Annotated in this window: 19 protein-coding genes; 10 read left to right on the forward strand and 9 right to left on the reverse strand. The window is 71.6% G+C overall.

Going from position 1 to position 22,233, the window contains the following annotated elements; genetic code table 11:
• Window positions 1-54 precede the first annotated feature (54 nt).
• The 4 genes from AC6EUL_RS09750 to AC6EUL_RS09765 all read left to right on the forward strand — a co-directional run bounded on the left by AC6EUL_RS09750 (window position 55) and on the right by AC6EUL_RS09765 (window position 4,948).
• Window positions 55-1,830 (forward strand): diflavin oxidoreductase, encoded by a 1,776-nt coding sequence (locus AC6EUL_RS09750; RefSeq protein WP_499869960.1) that lies wholly within the window; start codon window positions 55-57, stop codon window positions 1,828-1,830.
• A 130-nt stretch (window positions 1,831-1,960) separates the two neighbouring features.
• Complete coding sequence (locus AC6EUL_RS09755; protein ID WP_499869961.1) at window positions 1,961-3,766, forward strand: NADPH-dependent assimilatory sulfite reductase hemoprotein subunit; 1,806 nt, start codon at window positions 1,961-1,963, stop codon at window positions 3,764-3,766.
• Between the two features lie 218 nt (window positions 3,767-3,984).
• Window positions 3,985-4,182 carry a hypothetical protein gene (locus AC6EUL_RS09760; RefSeq protein ID WP_055956893.1) on the forward strand — a complete coding sequence of 66 codons (198 nt, stop codon included), beginning with the start codon at window positions 3,985-3,987 and terminating at the stop codon, window positions 4,180-4,182.
• A gap of 142 nt (window positions 4,183-4,324) precedes the next feature.
• Window positions 4,325-4,948 (forward strand): TetR/AcrR family transcriptional regulator, encoded by a 624-nt coding sequence (locus tag AC6EUL_RS09765; protein WP_056379065.1) that lies wholly within the window; start codon window positions 4,325-4,327, stop codon window positions 4,946-4,948.
• 4 nt (window positions 4,949-4,952) lie between these two features.
• Here the strand turns inward: AC6EUL_RS09765 and pyrF are convergent, their stop codons facing one another.
• The 4 genes from pyrF to AC6EUL_RS09785 form a co-directional block, all read right to left on the reverse strand.
• Entirely contained in the window at window positions 4,953-5,648 is a 696-nt protein-coding gene (gene pyrF, locus AC6EUL_RS09770; protein WP_056278119.1) for an orotidine-5'-phosphate decarboxylase, read from the reverse strand.
• Between the two features lie 79 nt (window positions 5,649-5,727).
• A complete protein-coding gene (locus tag AC6EUL_RS09775) occupies window positions 5,728-6,372 on the reverse strand; it encodes a uracil-DNA glycosylase family protein (protein ID WP_499869962.1) in 645 nt (214 codons plus the stop codon).
• 61 nt (window positions 6,373-6,433) lie between these two features.
• The gene (locus AC6EUL_RS09780) at window positions 6,434-8,653 is read right to left on the reverse strand and encodes a xanthine dehydrogenase family protein molybdopterin-binding subunit (protein WP_499869963.1); all 2,220 of its coding nucleotides are present in this window, start codon (window positions 8,651-8,653) and stop codon (window positions 6,434-6,436) included.
• 67 nt (window positions 8,654-8,720) lie between these two features.
• Complete coding sequence (locus tag AC6EUL_RS09785; protein WP_056212209.1) at window positions 8,721-9,176, reverse strand: (2Fe-2S)-binding protein; 456 nt, start codon at window positions 9,174-9,176, stop codon at window positions 8,721-8,723.
• A 292-nt stretch (window positions 9,177-9,468) separates the two neighbouring features.
• Between AC6EUL_RS09785 and AC6EUL_RS09790 the strand changes: the two genes are divergently transcribed.
• Window positions 9,469-11,004 (forward strand): sensor histidine kinase, encoded by a 1,536-nt coding sequence (locus AC6EUL_RS09790; protein WP_056278104.1) that lies wholly within the window; start codon window positions 9,469-9,471, stop codon window positions 11,002-11,004.
• A 5-nt stretch (window positions 11,005-11,009) separates the two neighbouring features.
• Here the strand turns inward: AC6EUL_RS09790 and cobT are convergent, their stop codons facing one another.
• Window positions 11,010-12,047 carry a nicotinate-nucleotide--dimethylbenzimidazole phosphoribosyltransferase gene (gene cobT, locus AC6EUL_RS09795; RefSeq protein ID WP_499869964.1) on the reverse strand — a complete coding sequence of 346 codons (1,038 nt, stop codon included), beginning with the start codon at window positions 12,045-12,047 and terminating at the stop codon, window positions 11,010-11,012.
• Window positions 12,048-12,149: 102 nt separating this feature from the next.
• Here cobT and cobS point away from each other — a divergent pair, with 102 nt between their 5' ends.
• From cobS to AC6EUL_RS09810, 3 genes are read left to right on the forward strand one after another with little or no spacing between them, the layout of a single operon-like run.
• Window positions 12,150-12,968 (forward strand): adenosylcobinamide-GDP ribazoletransferase, encoded by an 819-nt coding sequence (gene cobS / locus AC6EUL_RS09800; protein WP_056212214.1) that lies wholly within the window; start codon window positions 12,150-12,152, stop codon window positions 12,966-12,968.
• A 51-nt stretch (window positions 12,969-13,019) separates the two neighbouring features.
• Window positions 13,020-13,235, forward strand: a complete 216-nt coding sequence (locus AC6EUL_RS09805) for a DUF1289 domain-containing protein (RefSeq protein ID WP_056212216.1) — start codon at window positions 13,020-13,022, stop codon at window positions 13,233-13,235.
• The gene (locus AC6EUL_RS09810) at window positions 13,232-13,921 is read left to right on the forward strand and encodes a retropepsin-like aspartic protease family protein (protein WP_499869965.1); all 690 of its coding nucleotides are present in this window, start codon (window positions 13,232-13,234) and stop codon (window positions 13,919-13,921) included. The genes AC6EUL_RS09805 and AC6EUL_RS09810 overlap by 4 nt, the downstream gene beginning before the upstream one ends.
• 78 nt (window positions 13,922-13,999) lie before the next feature.
• On the opposite strand, the gene AC6EUL_RS09815 is transcribed toward AC6EUL_RS09810, so the two are convergent.
• The 3 genes from AC6EUL_RS09815 to AC6EUL_RS09825 all read right to left on the reverse strand — a co-directional run bounded on the left by AC6EUL_RS09815 (window position 14,000) and on the right by AC6EUL_RS09825 (window position 19,143).
• The gene (locus tag AC6EUL_RS09815) at window positions 14,000-17,101 is read right to left on the reverse strand and encodes an autotransporter family protein (protein WP_499869966.1); all 3,102 of its coding nucleotides are present in this window, start codon (window positions 17,099-17,101) and stop codon (window positions 14,000-14,002) included.
• Window positions 17,102-17,406: 305 nt separating this feature from the next.
• Window positions 17,407-18,435 carry a tRNA dihydrouridine(20/20a) synthase DusA gene (gene dusA / locus AC6EUL_RS09820; RefSeq protein ID WP_082513851.1) on the reverse strand — a complete coding sequence of 343 codons (1,029 nt, stop codon included), beginning with the start codon at window positions 18,433-18,435 and terminating at the stop codon, window positions 17,407-17,409.
• 51 nt (window positions 18,436-18,486) lie between these two features.
• Window positions 18,487-19,143, reverse strand: coding sequence for an urease accessory protein UreE (locus AC6EUL_RS09825; protein ID WP_056354851.1), 657 nt, complete (start codon window positions 19,141-19,143; stop codon window positions 18,487-18,489).
• A gap of 208 nt (window positions 19,144-19,351) precedes the next feature.
• Here AC6EUL_RS09825 and AC6EUL_RS09830 point away from each other — a divergent pair, with 208 nt between their 5' ends.
• Entirely contained in the window at window positions 19,352-19,621 is a 270-nt protein-coding gene (locus AC6EUL_RS09830; protein ID WP_056212224.1) for a YMGG-like glycine zipper-containing protein, read from the forward strand.
• 87 nt (window positions 19,622-19,708) lie between these two features.
• Here AC6EUL_RS09830 and AC6EUL_RS09835 read toward each other — a convergent pair whose 3' ends face one another.
• Window positions 19,709-20,956: a TIGR03862 family flavoprotein gene (locus AC6EUL_RS09835; RefSeq protein WP_499869967.1), complete on the reverse strand. Its 1,248-nt coding sequence runs from the start codon at window positions 20,954-20,956 to the stop codon at window positions 19,709-19,711.
• 188 nt (window positions 20,957-21,144) lie between these two features.
• On the opposite strand from AC6EUL_RS09835, the gene AC6EUL_RS09840 reads away from it, so the two are divergent.
• Window positions 21,145-22,170 (forward strand): TerC family protein, encoded by a 1,026-nt coding sequence (locus tag AC6EUL_RS09840; protein ID WP_499869968.1) that lies wholly within the window; start codon window positions 21,145-21,147, stop codon window positions 22,168-22,170.
• Window positions 22,171-22,233: the final 63 nt, after the last annotated feature.

A 22,233-nucleotide genomic window follows, 5' to 3' on the forward strand; every position in this document is an offset into this window, starting at 1 on the left:
TAAAACGGACAACTCCGTTGACAGCCGGCCTCTCAGGACGACATGGCTTCCCACATGGCACGACACGCGATCATTCCCCGCACGGCTCCCTTCGGCGACACCGAACGCGCGAGCCTCGACGCCGTCCTCGGCGCCGCCTCCCCGATTCAGCGGGCCTGGCTCGCGGGCTTCCTCGCCGGCCTCGACGCCAGCGGTGCGCCGCAGGCCGCCACCGTCCCGGCCGCGCCGCCCAAGGCCGCCGAGCCGCTGACCATCCTGTTCGCGAGCGAGTCGGGCAACTCCGAGAAGCTCGCCGGCGACATGGCCAAGCTCGCCCGCAAGAACGGCTTCAAGCCGAAGGTCCTCGACTTCGCCGATCTCGACATCGCCAGCCTCGCCAAGGAGAAGCGCATCGTCGCCATCGCGGCGACCTGGGGCGAAGGCGAGCCGCCGGCCCGGGCCGTGCGCGCCTACAACGAACTGATGGCCGACGGTGCGCCGCGCCTCGACGGCGTGTCCTTCGGCGTGCTGTCCCTCGGCGACACCTCCTACGCGGAGTTCTGCGCCATCGGGAAGGCGCTCGATGCCCGCTTCGAGGCCCTGGGGGGCACCCGGGCCCATGACCGCGCCGACCTCGACCTCGATTTCGAGACGCCGGCCGCCGCCTGGATCAAGGATACCCTGAAGGCACTGGCGCCGCCCCCGAGCGCCGACAACGTCGTGGCGGTGGACTTCGCCGCGCGCGCTGCCGGCGACGAGGAAGAGGAGGCCGAGCCGAGCCGCGAGCCCCGGGTCGTGGAGGTCATCGACCACGTCAACCTGAACTCGTCGCGCTCCGACAAGGAGACGATCCACCTCGCCCTCGAATTCGAGGACGGCGCCCCCGCCTACGAGCCCGGCGATTCCCTGGAGATCTATCCGGAGAACGACCCGGCCCTGGTGGACGAGATCCTGGCGGCCACCGGCCTGTCCGGCGACGCGGCCCTGCGCCAGGCCCTGCTGGCCGAGCGCGACATCACCACCCTGTCGGCCACCACCGTCGAGCGCTTCGTCAAGGCGACGGGCCATGCCGAGGCGCAGAAACTCATCGACAGCGGCGAGGCCAAGGCCTGGATCGAGGGGCGCCACCTCATCGACCTCATCCAGAGCTTCCCGGCCACCGTCACGGCCGAGCACCTCACCACCATCACCCGGCCCCTGCCGCCGCGGGCCTATTCCATCGCGTCCTCGCGCAAGGAGGTGGGCGACGAGGTCCACCTCGTGATCGCGGCGGTGCGCTACGAGACCCACGGCCGGGCGCGCAGCGGCGTCGCCTCGACCCACGTGGCCGACCGGATCCGCAACGGCGCCAAGCTGCGGGTGAAGCTGAAGCCCAACCGGCACTTCCGCCTGCCGCAGGACCCGGCCACCGATATCATCATGGTCGGCCCCGGCACCGGTGTCGCGCCGTTCCGCGCCTTCGTGCAGGAGCGCCGCGCCGTCGAAGCGCCCGGCCGCTCGTGGCTGTTCTTCGGCGACCGGCACTTCACCCACGACTTCCTGTACCAGCTCGAGTGGCAGGACGCCCTGGAGGACGGGTCGCTGTCGCAGATCGACGTGGCCTTCTCGCGCGACCAGCCCGAGAAGGTCTACGTGCAGGACCGGATCGCCCAGCACGCCAAGGAAGTCGTCGCCTGGCTCGACGGCGGCGCCAGCTTCTACGTCTGCGGCGATGCCACCCGGATGGCCAAGGACGTGCGCAACGCGGTGGTGAAGGCCTTCCAGGACGTGAAGGCCCTCAGCCCCGCCGAGGCCGAGGCCGCCGTCGCCGCCCTGGAGCGCGCCCACCGCTACCAGCAGGACGTCTACTGAGACCCCTCCCTCCCCCTTGTGGGGAGGGACCAAGGGTGGGGGTGGCGCAGGATCGAGCGCTCGCGGTGCCTCCTGCACCACCCCCACCTCCAGCTCCTCCCCACAGGGGGGAGGAGAGTTCCCGAACCGGATGCCCGCCATGGCCGACAAGACCACCACCCGCACCTACGAGACCCCGCCCACCGACCGCCCGATCTCGGAAGCGGAAGCGGCGCGCGCCGCGGGCCTGGCCGCCAACGAACACATCAAGATCGCCAGCGGCTACCTGCGCGGCACCCTGGCGGACGGCCTCCTCAAGCACGCCACCGGCGCCATCTCCGAGGATGACGGTCAGCTCGTGAAGTTCCACGGGATGTACCTGCAGGACGACCGCGACATCCGGGCCGAGCGCACCAAGAAGAAGCTCGAGAAGGCCTACAGCTTCATGATCCGCCTGCGCATCGCCGGCGGCGTCGTCACCCCGAAGCAGTGGCTGGCCCTGGACGACATCGCCACGACCTATGCGGGCGGGGCGCTCCGGGCGACCACGCGCCAGACCTTCCAGTACCACGGCGTCATCAAGTCGAACCTGAAGCGCACGATGGCGGCCATCGACGCGACGCTCCTCGACACCATCGCGGCCTGCGGCGACGTCAACCGCAACGTGATGGCGGCGACCAACCCGGCCCAGACCGGCGCCCACAAGGCCGCCTACCAGCTCGCCAAGGACATCTCGGACTCGCTCCTGCCCAAGACCAGCGCCTGGCGCGAGATCTGGCTCGACGGCGAGCGCGTGGTCGGCGGCGAGGACGCGGCGGAGATCGAGCCGATCTACGGCAAGACCTACCTGCCCCGGAAGTTCAAGACCGTGGTCGCCGTGCCGCCCTCCAACGAGGTCGACATCTTCGCCCACGATCTCGGCTTCATCGCCATCCTCGACGAGAAGGGCGGGGTGACGGGCTGGAACGTCACGGTGGGCGGCGGCATGGGCATGACCCACGGCGAGACCGACACCTTTCCGCGCACCGCCGACGTGATGTGCTTCGTGGCGCCCGAGGATGCCCTGAAGGTGGCGGAAGCCGTGATGACGGTGCAGCGCGACTGGGGCAACCGCAAGGTCCGCAAGAACGCCCGCCTGAAGTACACCATCGAGCGCTACGGGCTCGCCGCGTTCCGGGCCGAGGTGGAGACGCGCGTCGGCAAGCCGCTCGCCGACCCGAAGCCCTTCGCCTTCACGGCCAACGGCGACCGCTACGGCTGGACCGAGGGCGACGACGGGCGCCACCACCTCACGCTCTACGTCGCCTCGGGCCGGATCAAGGACTACGAGAACGGCCCGCAGCTGCTCACCGGCCTGCGCCGGATCGCCGAGATCCACGAAGGCGACTTCCGCCTCACCGGCAACCAGAACGTCATCATCGCCAACGTGCCGTCCGAGAAGCGGGCGGAGATCGAGGCCCTGGTGGACCAGTACGGCATGCTGAAGGGCGCCAGCGCCCTGCGCCGCAACTCCATGGCCTGCGTCGCCCTGCCGACCTGCGGCCTGGCCCTGGCCGAGAGCGAGCGCTACCTGCCGAGCCTGATGGACGAGCTGGAGGCGAGCCTCGCCTCCCACGGCCTGCAGGACGACGAGATCACCATCCGGATGACCGGCTGCCCCAACGGCTGCGCCCGGCCGTTCATCGCCGAGATCGGCCTCGTCGGCCGCGGGCCCGAGCGCTACCACCTCTATCTCGGGGCGGCCTTCGACGGCTCGCGCCTCGGCAAGCTCTACGCGGAGGATGTCACCGCCTCCGAGATCAAGACCCTCCTCGGCCCGCTCTTCGCCGCCTATGCCCGGAACAAGCAGGCCGGCGAACGGTTCGGCGATTACCTGATCCGCGACGGCTACGTGACCCGGACGACCAACGGCCCGGATTTTCACGACAGCACGGGCGCGCTGAAGAGCGCCGCCTGATCCCGGAGCGCCCGGGCTCCGTGACGCCGGGAGGCCATCCCCCCCGCGGCCACGGACCCGGCGGCAATCTCCGCAAGACCAGGATAGCTGCGGCGCACCATCGGACAGTGCGGCGCGGGGACGCCCAAAGCTAACGGTCAAGCTCGAACTTCGTTAACCGGGAGCGCAACCGTTCCCGTGCCGGCCCGTTGTCTGATGAGACAGCCGGGGAGGCCCTCATGGCCAAGCATGAGATCTTGAATTTCTTCGAACATCGGCGCGACGGCGCCTGGGTCTGCGTGAAGCCCTTCACGTTGACGACCAAGAGCAGCAGCGTCGACATCCGCCAGGGCATGCGCTTCGACTACGGCAAGCGGATCGGCGGCGTCGATCTGGCCGAGTACCTGGAACAGCTGGGCTCGCAGTTCGGATCCTGATCCGTTCCGATCCGGTTCCAGCCCGAAACTGTCCGGCGCCGCGCGGTGCCGGGCCGCGTCGTGCGTCGGCAGGCCATCGGCGAGGGACGGTAGGGCGCGGCGTGTTTTTGACGCCAGCGTGGCAACAGCCTAGTTAAACGCCATGACCCGTACAGCGGCCCTCGTCCGCGACATCCCCGACGAAGCGGCCCCCACCACGCGCTGCCGCATTCTCGCGACGGCGGAAGAGGCGTTCCGGCTCGTCGGCTACCAGAAGACCACCGTCGCCGACATCGCCAAGACGCTGCGGATGAGCCCGGCCAACGTGTACCGCTTCTTCGAGTCGAAGAAGGCGATCCACGAGGCCGTCATCAAGCGCCTGATGGACGACACGGAGCAGCGGGTGGCCCAGGCCGCCGCCGCGCCGGACCGGACCGCCGCCGCGCGGATCGCCGGGGTCGTCACGGTCATGCACCAGGCCTGCGTCGAGCGTTGCGAAGCGAACCCGCGCCTCCACGAGATGGTGGAAGCGGCCATCACCGAGAGCTGGGACGTCTGCCGCGCCCATGTGGACCAGATCGGCTCGGTCCTGCGCGAACTCGTCCAGGCGGGTGTGGCGGCCGGCGAGTTCGACGTCGCCGATCCGTCGACCGCGGCGGCCTGCATCCATACCGCCGTCATCCGCTACTGCCATCCCGCCCTGGTCAGCCATTACCCGGACGCGGGTGCCCCGCCCCTCGACGCGATGATCGCCTTCCTGCTGGGAAGCCTGCGCGCCAGGAGCTGAACCCCTATCGCATCTCCGCGACGATGCCCTGCGCCACCGCGCGGGGGTCCGCCGCCTGGGTGATGGGACGCCCCACCACGACGTGATCGATCCCGATCCGGCGCGCCCCGCCGGGCGTCATGACGCGCTTCTGGTCGCCCGCCTCGGCGCCCGCCGGCCGGATGCCGGGGGTGACGATGGCGCGGTCCGCCCCGATCCGGGCGCGCACCGCCGGGGCCTCGGCGGCGCTGCAGACGATGCCGTCGATCCCGGCCTCCGCCGCCTGGCCGGCGCGCCGGGCCACGAGGTCCGCCACCGGCAGGGCATAGCCCGCCTCCACCGCATCGGCGTCGTCGTAGGAGGTCAGCACCGTGACGGCGAGGATCCGGGGGCCGTTCGCACCCCGGCCCCGGATCGCCGCCCGCATGGTCTGCGGATAGGCGTGGACGGTGAGGAAGGTGGCGCCGAGGTCGGTGAGGGCCCGGACCCCCTCCTCCACGGTGTTGCCGATGTCATGGAGCTTGAGGTCGAGGAAGACCTTGTGGCCGGCGGCGGCCAGGCGCGGCACCAGGGCGAGCCCGCCCGCATAGGCCAACCGGTAGCCGATCTTGTAGAAGGTCGCCGCATCACCGATCCGGTCGACCAGACGTTCGGCCTCGTCCACGGTGCCCACGTCGAGGGCGACGATCAGGCGGTCGCGCGGGTCCAGCAATGCGGTCATGGGGCTCTCCAGTTTCGCCGCGAGCGATCCCGCGCAGGGCCGTTCCTGTCAACGGGCGATCCCGCCGGGGGGAACGCCGTCAACGGGGCGCCATCGCCCGCGCCACCTCGGCCTTCAGGACCGGCAGCAGCTCGGCCTCGTACCAGGGATTGGCCTTGAGCCAGCCGCTGTTGCGCCAGGAGGGATGGGGCAGCGGCAGAACCCGCGGCGTGCCGGGGCTCGCCAGGATCTCGCGCCAGCGCCGGACCGTGTCGGTGAGCCCGGCCTTGGAGCGGCCGAGATGCCAAGCCTGCGCGTATTGCCCGATCACCAGGATGAGTTCGAGGTTCGGCAGGCCGGCGAACAGCTCGTCCCGCCAGCGCTCGGCGCATTCCCGGCGCGGGGGTTTGTCGCCCCCCTTCGCGTCGTAGCCGGGAAAGCAGGCCCCCATGGGTACGATGGCAAGGCGGCGCGCGTCGTAGAAGGCCGCCTCGTCGAGGCCGAGCCAGTCCCGCAGGCGGGTGCCCGAGGGATCCATGAAGGGGATGCCGCTCTTGTCGGCCCGGTTGCCGGGCGCCTGGCTCGCGACGCAGAGCCGGGCCGAGGCCAGGCCCTGGACGATGGGGCGCGGCTCCTGCGGCAGGGGCGCGCCGTAGCGCGGCGCATCCCGGCAGATCCGGCAGGCGCGCAGGCGCGCCACGGTGGCGTCGAAGGGCGTCTCGATGGGCTTGATCTCGGAGAGCATGATGCCCTCCGAGATAGGCGGCGCCGGAGCCGCGGGCGAGGGCCCGTGTCGTCGCGCCGGCTCAGGCCCCCTTCAGGCCGCTGAGGTCGAGGGGCAGCGAGCGCAGGCGCTGGCCGGTGGCGGCGAAGATCGCGTTCGAGATCGCCGGGGCGATGACGGGCACGCCGGGCTCGCCGATGCCGGTGGGCGCGGCGGTGGAGGGCACGATGTGGACCTCGACCACCGGCATCTCGCTCATCCGGGTCGGCTCGTAGGCGTCGAAGTTCTTCTCCTGCACCACGCCGTCCTTGAGCGTGATCTTGTTGCGCAGGACCGAGGACAGGGCGAAGCCCACGGCGCCCTCGACCTGGGCGCGGATCACGTCCGGGTTGACCGCGATGCCGACATCCACCGCCGCCACGATGCGGTTCACCTTCACCTTGGCGTCCTCGGCCGTCACGTCCGCCACCATGGCCACGTAGGAGCCGAAGGATTCGTGCGCCGCGACGCCGAGGCCGCGATTCTTGTCTCGATTCTTGTCGGCGCCCTTCTTCGGATCCCAGCCGGCCTTCTCGGCGGCGAGCTTCAGGGTGGCGGAGAGGCGCGGCGCGCCCCCCAGCAGCCCGAGGCGGTAGGCGACGGGATCGGCGCCGGCCGCGTGGGCGAGCTCGTCGATGAACACCTCCATCGCCTGGGCGGTGTGGGTGTGGCCCACCGAGCGCCACCACAGCACCGGCACGCCCTCGCGGGCGTTGTGGACCTCGAAGCGGTAGGCGGGCAGCGCGTAGGGGGTGTCCGAGGCGCCCTCCACCGTGGTCGCGTCGACGCCGTCCTTCACGATCATGGTCTCGAAGGCGGTGCCGATCATGATCGACTTGCCGATGGTCCGGTGCTCCCAGCCCGTGATCCCGCCCTTGGCGTCGAGGCCGGCGCGGAGGCGGTGGACCACCATCGGCCGGTAGAAGCCGCCGGCCATGTCGTCCTCGCGGGTCCAGACGAGGTGGACGGGAGCCTTGCCGCCGGTGGCGCGGACGATGGAGGCGGTCTCGGCGAAGTAGTCGGCGCCCGGGGTCGCGCGCCGGCCGAAGGAGCCGCCGGCCCATTGCGTGTGCAGCCGGACCTTGTCGGTGGTCACCCCGAGCGTGGCCGCCACCACGGCCTGCTCGATCGTCTGGAGCTGGCAGCCGGCGAAGACGTCGTAGGTGCCGTCCGAGGCCTTCTCGATGGTGGCGTTCAGGGGCTCCATCGCTGCGTGGGCGAGGTAGGGGAAGGTGAACTCGGCCTCCAGCACCTTGGCCGAGCCGGCGATCGCGCCGGCGGCGTCGCCCTTCTTCGAGGCGACGAGGCCGGGCGTCTCCAGGCGCTTGCGGTGATCAGCCAGGATCGCGTCGGACGAGCGGGTCTCGGCCGCGCTGTCGTCCCAGGTGATCTTGAGCGCCTCGCGGCCCTTCATAGCCGACCAGGTGTCACGCGCCAGCACCGCGACGCCGGTAGGGATCGTGAGCACGTCGACCACGCCCGCCACCGCGCGGGCGGCCTTGTCGTCGACGGTCTTCACGGTGCCGCCGAAGCGGGGCGCATGGGCCACCACCGCGGTCAGCTGCCCGGGGCGGCGGATGTCGAGGGAGTAGATCGCCGTGCCGTCGGTCTTGGCCACAGAATCGGTCCGCGGCACCTTCTTGCCGATGAGGGTGAACTGGCTCGCCTCCTTGAGGCGCGGTTCCTTCGGCACCGGCTGGGCCGCGGCGGCTTCCGCGAGTTCGCCGAACCGGGCCTGCCGGTTCGAGGCCGCGTGGCGCACCGTGCCGGATTCGACCGTGATCTCGGAGGCCGGGACCGTCCAGCGCTCGGCGGCCGCCGCCACCAGCATGGCGCGGGCGGCCGCCCCCGCCTTGCGCAGCTGGACCCAGGAATTGGCGATGGCGGTGGAGCCGCCGGTGCCCTGGACGGGGCCGAAGGCGAAGTTGTTGTAGAGCGTGGCGTCGGCCGGCGCGAAGGTGGTGCGGATGGTGGCCCAGTCCGCATCGAGCTCGTCGGCCAGGATGGTGGCGAGGCCGGTGGTGTTGCCCTGGCCCATGTCGAGGTGCTTGATCACCACCGTCACGGTGTCGTCGGCGGCGATCCGCACGAAGGCGTTCGGCATCGGCGGCAGGGCCGAGAGGTCGGGGCCGGGGGCGGCCTGGGCGAACTTCGCCGGGTCGAGGGTGAAGCCGATGACGAGGGCCCCGGCGGCCACGGTGGCGCCGCCCAGGAAGGCGCGGCGGGACGGCACGGGCGGGGCGGCCTGACGGACCTTCAGCATGGGGGGCTCCAGTTCAGACGCGAGAGTCGGAAAGATCGGGAATTCGGGGTCGCGGCGGGCCTGAGGCTCAGGCGAGGGTTCGCGCCGCCTCGTGGATCGCCGCGCGGATGCGCTGGTAGGTGCCGCAGCGGCAGACGTTGCCGTCCATGGCCCCGTCGATGTCGGCATCGGTGGGCTTCGGGTTCCCGGACAGGAGGCCGATCGCCGACATGATCTGGCCGGACTGGCAGTAGCCGCACTGGACCACGTCGAGGCCGCGCCAGGCGGTGCGCACCGCTTCGGCGACCTTGCCGGAGACGCCCTCGATGGTGGTGATCTGGGCCGCCCCCACATCGCCGATGCGGGTCTGGCAGGCGCGGACGGGCTGGCCGTCGAGATGGACCGTGCAGGCGCCGCACTGGGCGATGCCGCAGCCGTACTTGGTGCCGGTCTGGTTGAGGTGGTCGCGCAGCGCCCAGAGGAGCGGCATCTCCGGGTCGGCATCGACCTCGTGGGAGACCCCGTTGACGGTGAGTTTCAGCATCTCGGCCTCCCGATTGCAGTTTGGAACGAGGCTAAGCGTTGCTTGATCGTAACCATGTGCGGCAGCACACCCCGGCAGACCGCATTCCATCGCCGCACCGTGGCCAAGCGCCCCTGAAATCCTTGCCGGAATCCTGTTCACAGGCCGCCGCCGTGATGCGGATTCCGACAATCCGCCCGGTTCCGGCAGGCGCTTCTTAACATATCCGGCGCAGGTTCCGAGCGGTTGTATCCCGGCCTCTCCGCGGTCCCGATCTCGACCGCGACGCCCCCTCCGACTCCTCGCGACGGTGATGACCGACCTGACTGCCGAGATGATTCAGCGCGGCCGCGGCCCCTCCGCCCAGGAGGCGGCCCGTCGACGCGAGGTGGCGCGCGACATGCGATCGGCGCGGGAGAAGCTCACCTCGACGAGCGGGCTGGAACGTGCCTTCGACTACGAGCTGATCCGGGTCTACGCGCAGTACCGATCGGGCGCGGTCATCCCCCTGGCGCTGCTCGGCCTCGCGGTGGCGGGGATCGCGGCGGTCTGGACCCCGCCGGCCCTCGCGGCGGGCTGGGGGCTGTGCCTCCTGGCGACGGTGACGGTCTCCAAGCTGCTCACGCGCCGCTTCCTGGCCCAGGACCCGGACCTCGTCTCGGTGCGGAGCTGGCGCCGCACCTTCATGGCCGCGGAGTTCCTCCAGAGCACGGCCTGGGCGATGATGGTGCTGGTCGGCGCCTCCGGGGCGCGGACCTTCGTGCTGTTCGGCCTCGTCATCGTGGCCGCCATGGCGACGATGCTGGCCGCGACCCTGCCGGCCGCCGCCGGGGCCGCCCTGGTGCCCCTGTGCATCGCCGCCCTCTCGCTCCTGGCGGTGTCCCAGGACATGAACACGATGATGCTGGTCACCATGGTGGTCGGCGCGCAGCTGTTCTTCCTCGGCCTCGGGCGCCGCGTCTACGCCTCCACGGTGGAGGCGCTGCAATCCCAGGCGGAGAAGGATTCGATCTTCGGCGAGCTCGAGCAGGCCAAGGCCAATTCCGACGAGGCCCGCCGCCGCGCCGAGGAGGCCAACCTCGCCAAGTCCCGCTTCCTGGCCACCATGAGCCACGAGCTGCGCACGCCGCTCAACGCCATCCTGGGCTTCTCCGAGGTGATGAAGAACGAGGTGTTCGGCGTCCACGTCGCGCCTTCGTACAAGGAATACGCCTCCGACATCCACGACAGCGGGATGCACCTCCTCAACCTGATCAACGAGATCCTCGACCTCTCGCGCATCGAGGCCGGGCGCTACGAGCTCAACGAGGAGGCGGTTCAGCTCGGCCACGCCGTGGAGGAGTGCCGCCACATGATGGGCCTGCGCGCCCGCGGCAAGAACCAGGTCGTCCACGAGTTCATCGACGGCAGCCTGCCCCGGCTCTGGGCCGACGAACGGGCCCTGCGCCAGATCGTGCTGAATCTCCTGTCGAACGCGGTGAAGTTCACGCCGCCGGGGGGCGAGATCACCATCAAGGTCGGCTGGACCTCGTCCGGGGGCCAGTACGTCAGCGTGAAGGACAGCGGCCCCGGCATCCCCGAGGACGAGATCGGCACCGTGATGTCGTCCTTCGGACGCGGGTCGCTGGCGATCAAGACGGCCGAGCAGGGCTCGGGTCTCGGCCTGCCCATCGTGAAGGGCCTCGTCGACCTGCACGGCGGCAACTTCCAGCTGAAGTCGAAGCCGCGCGAGGGCACCGAGGTCGTGGTGATCTTCCCCGCGAGCCGCGTGATGGAGACCCTGCCGGCGCTGGAAGTGCCGGGGGAATCCCAGGCCGCCCCCGCCGAGAAGCGTGCCCGGGCCGCCTGAGGGCGTCAGCCCGCGCTGCGCTCCGAGACCCCGGCCTGGGCGAAGGTCGCCATGTCCCGGTGGCAGGCGAGCGCGCCCTTGAGGAGGCCCAGGGCCAGGGCCGCGCCGGAGGCCTCGCCGAGGCGCATCCCGAGGGCCAGCAGCGGCACGAGGCCCAGGCGCTCCAGCACGTCCGCATGGGCCCCCTCCGCCGAGACGTGCCCGGCGAGGCAGTGGTCGAGGAGCGTCGGGTCGAGCCGGTGCAGGAGCGCGGCGGCGGCGGTCGCCACATAGCCGTCGAGCACCACCGGCACCCGCTGCAGGCGGGCCGCCAGGATCGCCCCCGCCATGGCGGCGATCTCGCGGCCGCCGAGGCGCGCCAGGATCTCCAGGGGATCGTCGAGGTGGCCGGCATGCTGGGCGAGGGCCGCCTCCACGGCCGCGACCTTGCGGGCGAGCCCCGCCGCGTCGACGCCGGTTCCGCGCCCGACCCAATGGGCGGCCTCTCCCCCGTAGACGGCCGCGTAAATCGCCGCCGCCACGGTGGTGTTGCCGATGCCCATCTCGCCCAGCGCCAGGCAATCGGTCCCGGCGGCCACCGCCTCCATCCCGAACGCCATGGTGGCGACGCAGGCCTTCTCGTCGAAGGCCGGCCCGACCGTGATGTCGCCCGTGGGCATGTCGATGGCGAGGTCGAACACCTTGAAGCCGAGGCCGTAGGCGGCGCAGATCTGGTTGATCGCCCCGCCGCCGGCCGCGAAGTTGTCGAGCATCTGGCGGTTCACCGCATCCGGGAAGGCCGAGACGCCCCGGGCGGTGACGCCGTGGCTGCCGGCGAAGACGCAGACGAGGGGACGGTCGAGGCTCGGCTGGCCCTTGCCCTGCCAGGCGGCGAGCCAGGAGACGAGATGTTCCAGGCGCCCCAGGGAGCCGGCGGGCTTGGTCAGGGTGGCGTCGCGCTCGGCCACCATCGCCACCGCGTCCCGGTCCGGCCCCGGCAGGGATTCGACGAGGCGGCGGATGTCGCCGAAGGGGCTCTCGGGGGCGGTCGTCTCGGAGGTCATGGAGCGATTCCGGTGGCCGGCCCCGGTGCCAGGATGGCGGGCCGCCCGTCGCGGGAGCTATAACGCTCCGGGCACGGGTGGTGAAGGCGAGGCAGGGTCGCGATGAACGAGGAGGCCGAACCCGCCTTTCCGGGGGCCCGCCTGGCCTACGACCTGGCGGGCTGCCTGCGCTTCTACTCCCGCCTGCCCGTGCCGGCGCTGCCCGGCGAGGGCGACCCGCACGCGGTCCCGGACTTCCGCACCCTCCCCCGGATGCTGCCCCTGGCGGGCTTCCTCCTCGGCCTGCCCGGAGCCGGGGTGCTGCTCGCCGCCTGGGGCCTCGGCCTCGGGCCCTTCCTCGCCGCCGCCCTCGCGGTGACGGCGGGCGTCCTGGTGACGGGGGCCCTGCACGAGGACGGCCTCGCCGACGTCGCCGACGGATTCGGCGGCGGGACCACGCCCGCCCGGCGCCTGGAGATCATGCGCGACAGCCGCATCGGCGCCTATGGCGGCGTCGCCCTGATGCTGTCCCTGGCCCTGCGGATCGGCGCCCTGGCGACGCTCCTCGACCGGGTCGAGCTCCTGGCGGCGCCGGCCCTGCTGCTGGCCGCCGCGCTCTCGCGAAGCGCCGCCCTGGCGCCCCTCGCCCTGCTGCCGCCCGCCCGTGCGGACGGCGCCGGCGCCGCCGTGGGACGTCCGAGCCGGCGGACCCTGGCCACCGCCGGGGCCCTCACCCTCCTCGTCGCCCTGGTGGCCCTGGTCCTCGGCCTTCCAGTGCCCGGCCTCGTCCTGATGCTCGGCCTCGGCCTCGGCGCGTCCCTCGCGGTCACCGCCCTGGCGCGACGGATGATCGGCGGGCAGAGCGGCGACGTGGTCGGTGCCGCCCAGCAGGCGGCCGAGATCGCCGCCCTCATCGGTCTCCTGGCGGCGGTCCCCGCCTGATCCGCGGCCGGACTTGATCCGGACGCCATGGCCCTGGCATGGACAGGGGCGATGACCCAGCTCCGCCCCAAACCCTCCAGCCCCTGCACGAAGCTCTGCCTCCTCGATGCGGCCACCGGCCTGTGCGAGGGCTGCGGCCGGACCCGCGACGAGATCGCCCTCTGGGGCTCGATGTCGGAGCCCCAGCGCCGGGCGGTGATGGCCACGCTCGACGCACGCCTGCGGAACGCCTTCCCGACCCGGGCCCCGGCCCCGGCGGCGTCATGATCCTGGTCGGACTGCTCATCCTGGGCGGCGCCCTGGCGGTGCTGCTCCTGTCCGATGACACCCAGCGCATCGCCGGGATGGAGCCGGACCAGTTTGCCCAGCTCGCCATGAGCGCCGGCCTCCTCGCCGTGGTGGCGGCGGGATTCTGGCACCAGTTCCGGGGCCGCGTGAGCGCGAACCTGACGGCCCTGCTGCTCTGGGGCGCCCTCGGGGCCGCCCTGGTGGCCGGCTACGCCTACCGCGACGACGCCCGGATCATCGGCGACCGGATGCTCGGGGCCTTGCGCCCCGGCAGCGCGGTGACGGGGTCGGACGGCACGGTGACGATCACCCGGCGCAGCGACGGCAACTTCCACGTCCGGGCCGAGGTGAACGGCCAGCCCCAAGGCTTCCAGTTCGACACCGGCGCCAGCTCCGTGGTGCTCACCGCCGAGAGCGCGGCCGCCCTCGGCATCCGCCCGGCGGAGTCCGAATTCAGCGTCCGGGTCTCCACCGCCAACGGCGTCACCGTGGCGGCCCCGGCCTTCCTCGACAGCCTCCGGGTCGGGGGTATCGTCGCGCGGCGGGTCCCGGCCCTGGTGAGCCGGCCGGGAGCCCTGCGCGAAAACCTCCTCGGCATGAGCTTCCTCGACCGCCTCGCTTCCTTCGAGGTCCGCGGGGACCGGCTGGTGCTGCGCGGCCGCTGAGGTTCTTCGCCGAAGGAGACGCCGCCCGGCCGACGGGGCGGGCGGCGTCTTCGCGTCTCCGACCCGGCCGGTCGCGTCTCAGAACCGGTAGGTGAAGCTGCCCTTCACCGCGTGGTCCTGGCCGCGTTCGCCGACCTGGCCGGTATAGGCCACGCCCAGGGTGGTGGCGCGGTCCACCCGCACGTCGAGGCCGGCCTCGGCCACCAGCGCGTCCCGGCCGATCGGCGTGCCGGCCACGAGGAAGCTCGGACCGGTGCCGAAGCCGAGGAGCGCCTTTGGCACCACGTCGCCATAGGCCCGGCGATAGCCCATCAGACCGTGCAGGGACACCGGCGCCCCGGAGCCCAGGCCCAGGTCCAGGCTGGTCTGGCCGCGCACGCCCACCGTGGAGGTCGCCACCTCGGTGGTCTGCGCCGCGCCCGTCAGGGCGGCGAGCCCCCCGGTCTCGGCGAAGCGGTCGCGCCCGATCGACACGTAGGCCCCGCCCACGAAGGGCTCGAGGTAGGTCGGCTGCAGGGCGGACGCCTGGAGCGCGAGCGCCGGCGCCGCACCCAGCACGATCCGGTATCCGATTTCGCCGAAGCCCTGCAGGGTGGAGCCGCCGATGCGGGCCGTGTCGCTGTCGGAGACGCCCGCGAAGGTCACCGCCCGGCGCAGGCGGCTCGCCTGGTCGGCATAGACCGCGCCGAGGCGCAGAGCGAAGGCCCCCCGCGCGAAGCCGCCATAGACGCCGCCGAAGCCGCTCTCGATCGTGCCGGACGCGAGCCGTCCGGCGCTGTCGAGGCTGGTCAGCGTGTAGCCGCCCGTGAACCCGAGGCGGAAGCCGGCTTCGAGGCGCAGATCGGCGCCGAGCACGAAGCCGGAGGTCTGGCGCGCCAGGGACGCGGCGTTGCCGTCACCGCGGGCCTGGCCGAAGCTGCCGAAGCCCTGACCCCAGAGCCCGAACACCTGCGGATCGAGTACCCGCATGGGCACGGGCACCACCGGGGCGGCCCGGCCCGGCAGGTCGGCGGTGTAGGTCGCCGGAAGGGCGCCGTAGTCGGCGGCCTCGCCTGCGCCCCAGCGCAGGCGGTCGAGGATCGCTTCGCGCACGAAGAAGGCGGTCTCGAACTGGGCGCCGGCCGCGCTGGCGTGGATGTCGCCGGTAAGCGCCCCGAAGGCGGCGCGGGCCTCGGGCGTGCTCAGCCCGACGGTGCGGCCGTAGAGGGCGGCGCCCGCCCCGGCCGCCTGGATAGCGTCGGCGACGCTGCCCTGGTTGCGGGTCTGGGCGATGGTGGAGAAGGCGACGTCGTTGCGGGTCAGGGTCAGGTCGACCGCGTTCGCGCCATAGCCCAGGGTGGGCGTCAGGAAGGCGAAGTTGGCGGTGACGCCGGAGAACTGGCCCTGCACGCCGCCGCCGGCGGTCAGGACGGTGTAGCGGGTGCGCGGATCGTAGGCGCCGTCGGCCGCCAGCACCTGGACGGTGCCGCCCGACAGCGTCGCGGTCCCCGCCACGGCGAGGCGGTCGGCCTGGCCGGCGGCGTTGGCCTCGACACGGAGGGTGGTGCCGGCGGCGAAGGCGGCGTTGCCGGCCACGTTCAGGGTGCCGATGGAATTGCCCGGCGCCACCACGGCCCCGGACTGGGCCACGAGCCCGCCCACCGTGCCGGCGCCGCCGAGAAGACCGCCCGTGCCCACCGTGACGGTCCCCGCGATGGTGCCGTTGGCATAGAGGGCCCCGGTCTGGCCGATGGTGACGTCGGTGGCGACACGGTCGCTCGCGGCCATCGACAGCGTGCCGACGACGTTCCGGAAGTAGCCGGCGGCGCTGTAGAGGTCGATGCGCGCCCAGTAGCTCAGCGGCATGCCGTAGAAGGCGCTGAGCGCGTTCGTCTCGGTGTTGACGATGATCTGATTGATCGTGCTGTCCTGGAGCGCGCCATAGAGGCCGCCTTTCGGCGCGATCTGCGCGGCCGCGCTGCTGCTACCGCCATACAGAGGCGCAAGCAGAATGGCGGCATCCGGCCCGCCGGCAGGTGCGGCTTCGCGCGGCGCCTCGGCGAAGGTGAGGACCGGCAAACCATAGGTCAGGCGCGACTGGTACAAGGCCTGATTGGCGGCGGACGGGAGATAGGGGTTGCCCCCCGTGTTGGCCGCGCTCGTGGCGCAGGTCGCGACGGCGGCGCCGCAGCCGGCCGACAGGTAGCTCTGGAGTTCGCCCTGGGCCTGGGTGAAGAGCGAGGTCAGGTTGATGGCCGTGCCGGTGGTGGCGGCATTGTCGATATAGGCCGGGTTGGTGAAGGCCTGCGCGAGATTATAAGCCGAGAAGGCGCGACTTCCGATGATGTCGAGCGGATAATGGACGCCGAGCACGATGCGGCTGTCGCCGTATTCCGAGCCGCGCATGAGCATGCTCTGGTAGAGCGACGGCGTCAGCATGCCGAGCAGAATCGAGTCGGTAATCCCGTAATTGGTGTGGCCGCTGGGGAACGAAGGGTTGGTGGTCAGGCCATTGATCGAGGTCGGATCGAACGGGTCGATGCCCTTCGGACGGACCTGGACCGGGCGCGAACTCCCGTAGACGTCCTGTCCGGCTTGCGTGTTGGTCACGCCGGCAGCGATATCGAGGACGCTCGTCGTCGCGTTGGGCAGCCCGTTGTAGCGGGGCAGCGTGTATCCGGCAGGCGCGACGGCGGGAACCGGGACATAGCCGGCCGGCGTCACGCTCGGGTTGTTGGCCGCACCGTTGGCGAAGTAGTTCTTCGCGACGCCCAGATCGGAGCTGGTAAACTTGTAGGCCCGGTTCAGGAAATCAAAAGTCCGGGCCAGCGGTCCCGTCGTGTCCGTGCTGGCGCGGATGCCCTGCTGATAGAGCGGACCCAGCACCGGGCCGTAACCACCCACCGGCTGGATCGGGTTGATCGTGCCCGGCACTCCCGGATTGCTCTGGATGGCCTGGAGCGGGAGGCCGCCGGCCAGATTGTCGGCCGGTCCGAGCTTCACCACCGATCCGTCGACCAGGGTGATCGAGCCGAGGAAGGGGGTGCCGCCCGGGAGGGCCTTGCCGCTGATGGCGAGGGCGCGCTGGTCCGGCGTCGACTGGTTGTTGATGGCGATGGCTTGCGAGAGGTTGCCTTGCAGCGTCGCCTGGCCAATCGCACTGGCGTTCAGGGACAGGAACGGTGCGAGCAGGTTCAGCACATTGGCATTGGACGGCGTGATAGTCGCGGTCTGTGCCTGCGCAGAGGCTATACCCGATGCCGCGAGAATGATGGCCGCACTCGAAACACTGTATTGGAATCGCATCGTTCGCCCCATCGAATCCGCTGGTCGGATCGATGGTTGAAATACCGAAAACTACAGCCGTAAATTGTTCATAATGATGCCACAATCTAAGCTGTGATCTTGCGTGCCATATCAGCAACAATCGCAATGCACTTCCTGAATATTGCGCCAGCAAACAAGAAGACGCCCGCTTCTAGTTATAGAGGCCCGGACGGGGAGGCTCAGGCGGCATCCTGTGCCCCGTCCCTGTCCGGAATGGCCGGATCGGAAGCCTGACCGCCGCGGGAGACCCGATTCACTGCCTCCCGCAGGGTCGCGAGGCCGGCCTCGGGCTGGAGGCCGAAGGTGGAGAGATGCCGGCGATAGGCGCGCGCGCCCGGGCGGCCGTTGAACAGGCCGAGCATGTGTCGGGTCACCGCGTGCAGGCGCACGCCCTCCTGCAGCATTCCGGCGAGGACGGGCTCGAAGGCCGCGATCGCGGCGAACGGGTCGGCCGCCGGGGCGGGCTCGCCGAACAGGACCGGATCGACGTCGAGGAGGATCGCCGGGTCGCTGTAGGCGGCCCGGCCGATCATGACGCCGTCGACCTCCGCCAGACGGGCGACCGCGTCCGCGAGGGTGGCGATGCCGCCGTTGATGGCGATGGGCAGCGTGGGATGGGCCCGCTTCAGCCGGGCCACCCGCGGATAGTCGAGGGGCGGCACGTCGCGGTTCTCCTTGGGCGACAGGCCCTGGAGCCAGGCCTTGCGGGCATGCACCACGAGGCCGTCGACGCCGGCCGCGACCACGGCGTCCGCGAGGGCGTCGAGGGCCCGCTCGGGGTCCTGGTCGTCGACGCCGATGCGGCACTTCACCGTGACCGGCACCGACACGGCCGCCTTCATGGCGGCGACGCAGTCGGCCACCACGGCGGGCTCGCGCATCAGGCAGGCGCCGAAGCGCCCGTCCTGAACCCGGTCGGACGGGCAGCCGACGTTGAGGTTGACCTCGTCGTAGCCGAAATCCTCGGCGATGCGGGCGGCGTGCGCGAGGTCGGCCGGATCTGAGCCGCCGAGCTGCACCGCCACCGGGTGCTCCAGCGCGTCGAAGCCGAGCAGCCGGTCGCGCGGGCCGTGGATGACCGCCCCGGTGGTCACCATCTCGGTGTAGAGGCGGGCGTGCCGCGACAGGGTGCGGTGGAAGGCCCGACAGTAACGGTCGGTCCAGTCCATCATGGGGGCGACGGAGAAGCGGAGGTCGCGGGCGATCATCCGGCGGACATAACGGTCCGCGCCGCCGGCTTCAACGCGGGGCGGCTCCGCTCAGTGGTCGTGCTTGCAGTCCGGCCCGTGCACGTGGCCGTGCGCGCCGTGCTCTTTGGCAGGGTCTTTGGCACGATCGTGCGCGTGGGCATGATCGTGCCCATGGGAATGGGTGTGCGCGTGATCATGGCCGTGATCATGGTCATGCCCCGCATGGGTATGGCCGTGATCGTGATCCGCGTGGTCGTGCGCGTGGTGCCCGTGATCGTGATGATCGTGGCCGCACTGGCTGTGGTCGTGGGCGGCGCGCTCGGGCTTGAAGGCGCGGGTGACCGGCGTGGCGGCGCAGCCCTGGCCGCGCACCAACTCGGCGGCGCTGCGGGGCACGTAGAGCACCTCGGCGGCGATCTCGGCCGGCACGTGGCTGCCGCCGAGCTGCCAGGCGAGGCGCAGGAGCCGGGCCGGGTTCTCGGCACGGACCTCGAGGAGCGGCTCGCCGGCGGCGCGGATCGCGACGAGGCGCCCGTCCTCCAGGCGCAGGGCATCGCCGTCCTCGAAGGCCGCCGCCTTGGCGAGCGCGAGGGTCAGGCTCAGCCCGCCTTCCCCGGTCAGGCTGTCCGGGGGGGCCTGCCGGGCGGCATGGTCGAGCACGATCGTGTCGACGATCGCATCGGCGCGGACGGCGACCTTGCGGACGATGGCGGTGGCGCGCTGCATGGAGTCCTCGCGGCGGGATGGGCGGACGGCGCCGCCCGGATGGGCCCTGATCGGCGCATCACTAGAGGGTTTTTCGACGAAACGGAAAGGCGGGACGGAACCTGAGCCGTTTCGCGTGCATTTCTCGCGCGGAATGCTTAAGCTCGGGCGGCACGAACATCACGGCCGAAGGCCGGGTCACGACGACGCACAAGGGAGTCTCGGAACCATGAAGAAGCTCATCGCCGCCACCCTCGCGGGTGCTCTCGCCCTCTCGGTCGGCGCCTGCAACACCCCGCAGGACCGCGCCCTCGGCGGCGCCGGCCTCGGCGCCCTCGCGGGTGCCGCCATCGGCGGTGCCGCCACCGGCCGCGCCGGCGGCGCGCTCGCGGGTGCCGCCATCGGCGGTGCCGGCGGTGCCATCGTCGGCGCCTCCACCGCCCCGCGCTGCCCCTACGGCACCTACCGCGACGCCTACGGCGACGTGTACTGCCGCTGAGACCCGGCAGCGCGCGGCCCGGAACGGCCGCGCCGGACCATCAGGCTCCCTCTCCCCCGAGAGGGAGCCTTTTTGTGAGACGGCGAATCACGCGCCTCGGGCGGCGTCCCGCGCGATCCAGGCCAGCATGCCCGCCGCAGCCGCGCGGCCCGAGGCGAAGGCCCCCTGGAGGAGGTAGCCCCCCGTCGGGGCCTCCCAGTCCAGCATCTCGCCGGCCACGAAGGTGCCGGGCCGCCGGACGAGCATGAAGCCGGCATCGACGTCGCCGAAGTGGACCCCGCCCGCCGTGGAGATCGCCCGGTCGAGGCCGCGCGGCGCCAGGAGACGGAGCGGTACCGCCTTGATCAGGGCCGCCAGGGCCTCGGCGGCCACGGGCAGCGGGTGGGCCGCCTCGCGCAGGAGGCCGATCCCCACGGGCGTCAGCGCCGCGGCCTTGCGCAGGCGGTTGGCGAGGGAGAGCCCGGGTTTCGGATCGCGGAGCGCCCGTGCCAGCGCGGCCTCCTCCACGTCCGGCCGGAGATCGATCTCCAGCCGGGCCTCGCCGCGTTCGGTGGCGGCCCGGATTCGATGTGCGAGGGCGTAGATCGCCCCGCCCTCGATCCCGTCGGCGCTGATCACGGCCTCGCCCCGCACGCGGATCCCGTCGAGGCTGAGGGCGATCCGCTTCAGGGGCGTGCCGGCGAAGCGCGCGGAGAAGACCGGCGACCAGGCCACGGTGAACCCGACATTGGCGGGCTTGAGGGGCGCCACCGCGATGCCGTCCCGTTCGAGCAGGGGCACCCAGGCCCCATCGGAGCCGAGGCGCGGCCAGCTCGCGCCGCCGAGAGCCAGGAGCACCGGGCGGTGCGCGGGCTCGACCCGTCCGTCCGGGGTTTCGAAGACCGGGCCGCCCGCGTCCGACCAGCCGGTGAAGCGGTGACGGGTGCGGATGCGGACGCCCAGCCCGTCGAGGCGCTGGAGCCAGGCCCGGAGCAGCGGCGAGGCCTTGAAGGCCTCGGGAAAGACGCGGCCGCTCGACCCGACGAAGGTCGGCTGGCCGAGGTCGTCGCACCAGGCGCGCAGGGCGCTCGGCGGAAACGCCGCGATCGCCCCGGCGAGGGCGTCCTCAGCCGGCTGGTAGCGCGCCAGGAAGGCCGGCAGCGGCTCGGAATGCGTGAGGTTGAGCCCGCCGCGTCCCGCGATGAGGAATTTGCGCCCCACGCTCGGCATCCGGTCGTAGAGGGTCACGGCGTGGCCGGCGCGGGCCAGAATCTCCGCCGCCGCGAGGCCGGCCGGGCCGCCGCCGATCACGGCAGGCCCGTTCAGGCCCGGGCCGTTGCGTTCGCTGTCAGTCATGCATCCTGGGAAGCCGGCGGGGGTCGGCCCTGTCAAGCGTGACGGCGCGATGCCCTTGATTCGCCCGGTTCAGAGTCCCAACTGCGCCTCATCGGCTGCGGGCCCCTCTGGCGGGATGCTGCATGATGCGTTCCGTGATGTCGGAGCCGATGCTTTCTCTCCTCAAGAAGCATCGACGGTCCTGCGTCATGATTGATTTTCTGTCTTACGAGTGGCTCGGCAAGCCCGTGTGGATGTGGCTCGGGTTTCACGCCCTCGTGGCCGGGTTGCTGGCCTTCGATCTCGGACTCCTGCATCGCGACAAGAACCACGAGATCGGCGTGAAGGAGAGCCTGCTCCTGACGCTGTTCTACTTCACCCTGGGCATGATCTTCGGCGGCTGGGTCTGGTGGTATCTCGGGCCCCAGGCGGGCCAGGAATACGTCGCCGGCCTCGTGGTCGAGAAGTCGCTGTCGATGGACAACGTCTTCGTGATCGCCGTCATCCTCACGGCGCTCGGCATCCCCCGCGCCGCCCAGCACCGGGTCCTGGTCTGGGGCATCCTCGCGGCCGTCCTGCTGCGCGGGCTGATGATCGGCCTCGGTGCGGCCCTCGTGCACCAGGCCGCCTGGGTGCTGTCGATCTTCGCCGCCTTCCTGATCTTCGCCGGCCTCAAGATGCTGCTATCGAAGGACGAGGAGCCGGGCGACATCCGCGAGAACCGGGCCGTCCGGTTCCTGCAGCGGGTCCTGCGCATCACGCCCGAGCTGCACGGGCAGCACTTCGTCGTGCGCAAGCCCGACCCGAAGACCGGCAAGACCGCCCTCTGGCTGACGCCCCTGGCCCTGGCGCTCATTCTCGTGAACGGCGCCGACGTGATCTTCGCCGTCGACAGCGTGCCGGCGATCTTCGCCATCACCACCGACACTTTCGTGGTCTACACCTCGAACATCTTCGCGATCCTCGGCCTGCGCGCGCTCTACTTCGCCCTGGCCGCGATGGTGGACCGCTTCGCCTATCTCAAGACGGCGCTGGCCTTCATCCTGATCTTCATCGGCGGCAAGATCGTGGTCGCCGACACCTTCGACCTCGTCCACGTGCCGCCGTGGGTCTCCCTCGCGGTCACCGTCGTGTTCCTCATCGCGGGCATCGCCTACAGCCTATGGCGCACCCGCGGCTCGGTGACGGAAGAGGCGCACGGGCATGGCGGCGGGGCGGTACAGCACCGGGCCTGAGCCGGCTCCCAGAGGTGAGCCGGGATCTCCCGGCTCACCCGAGCGGGATCGCAGGCCGCACGC

The sequence above is a fragment of the Methylobacterium sp. 001424705 genome (assembly GCF_059816145.1).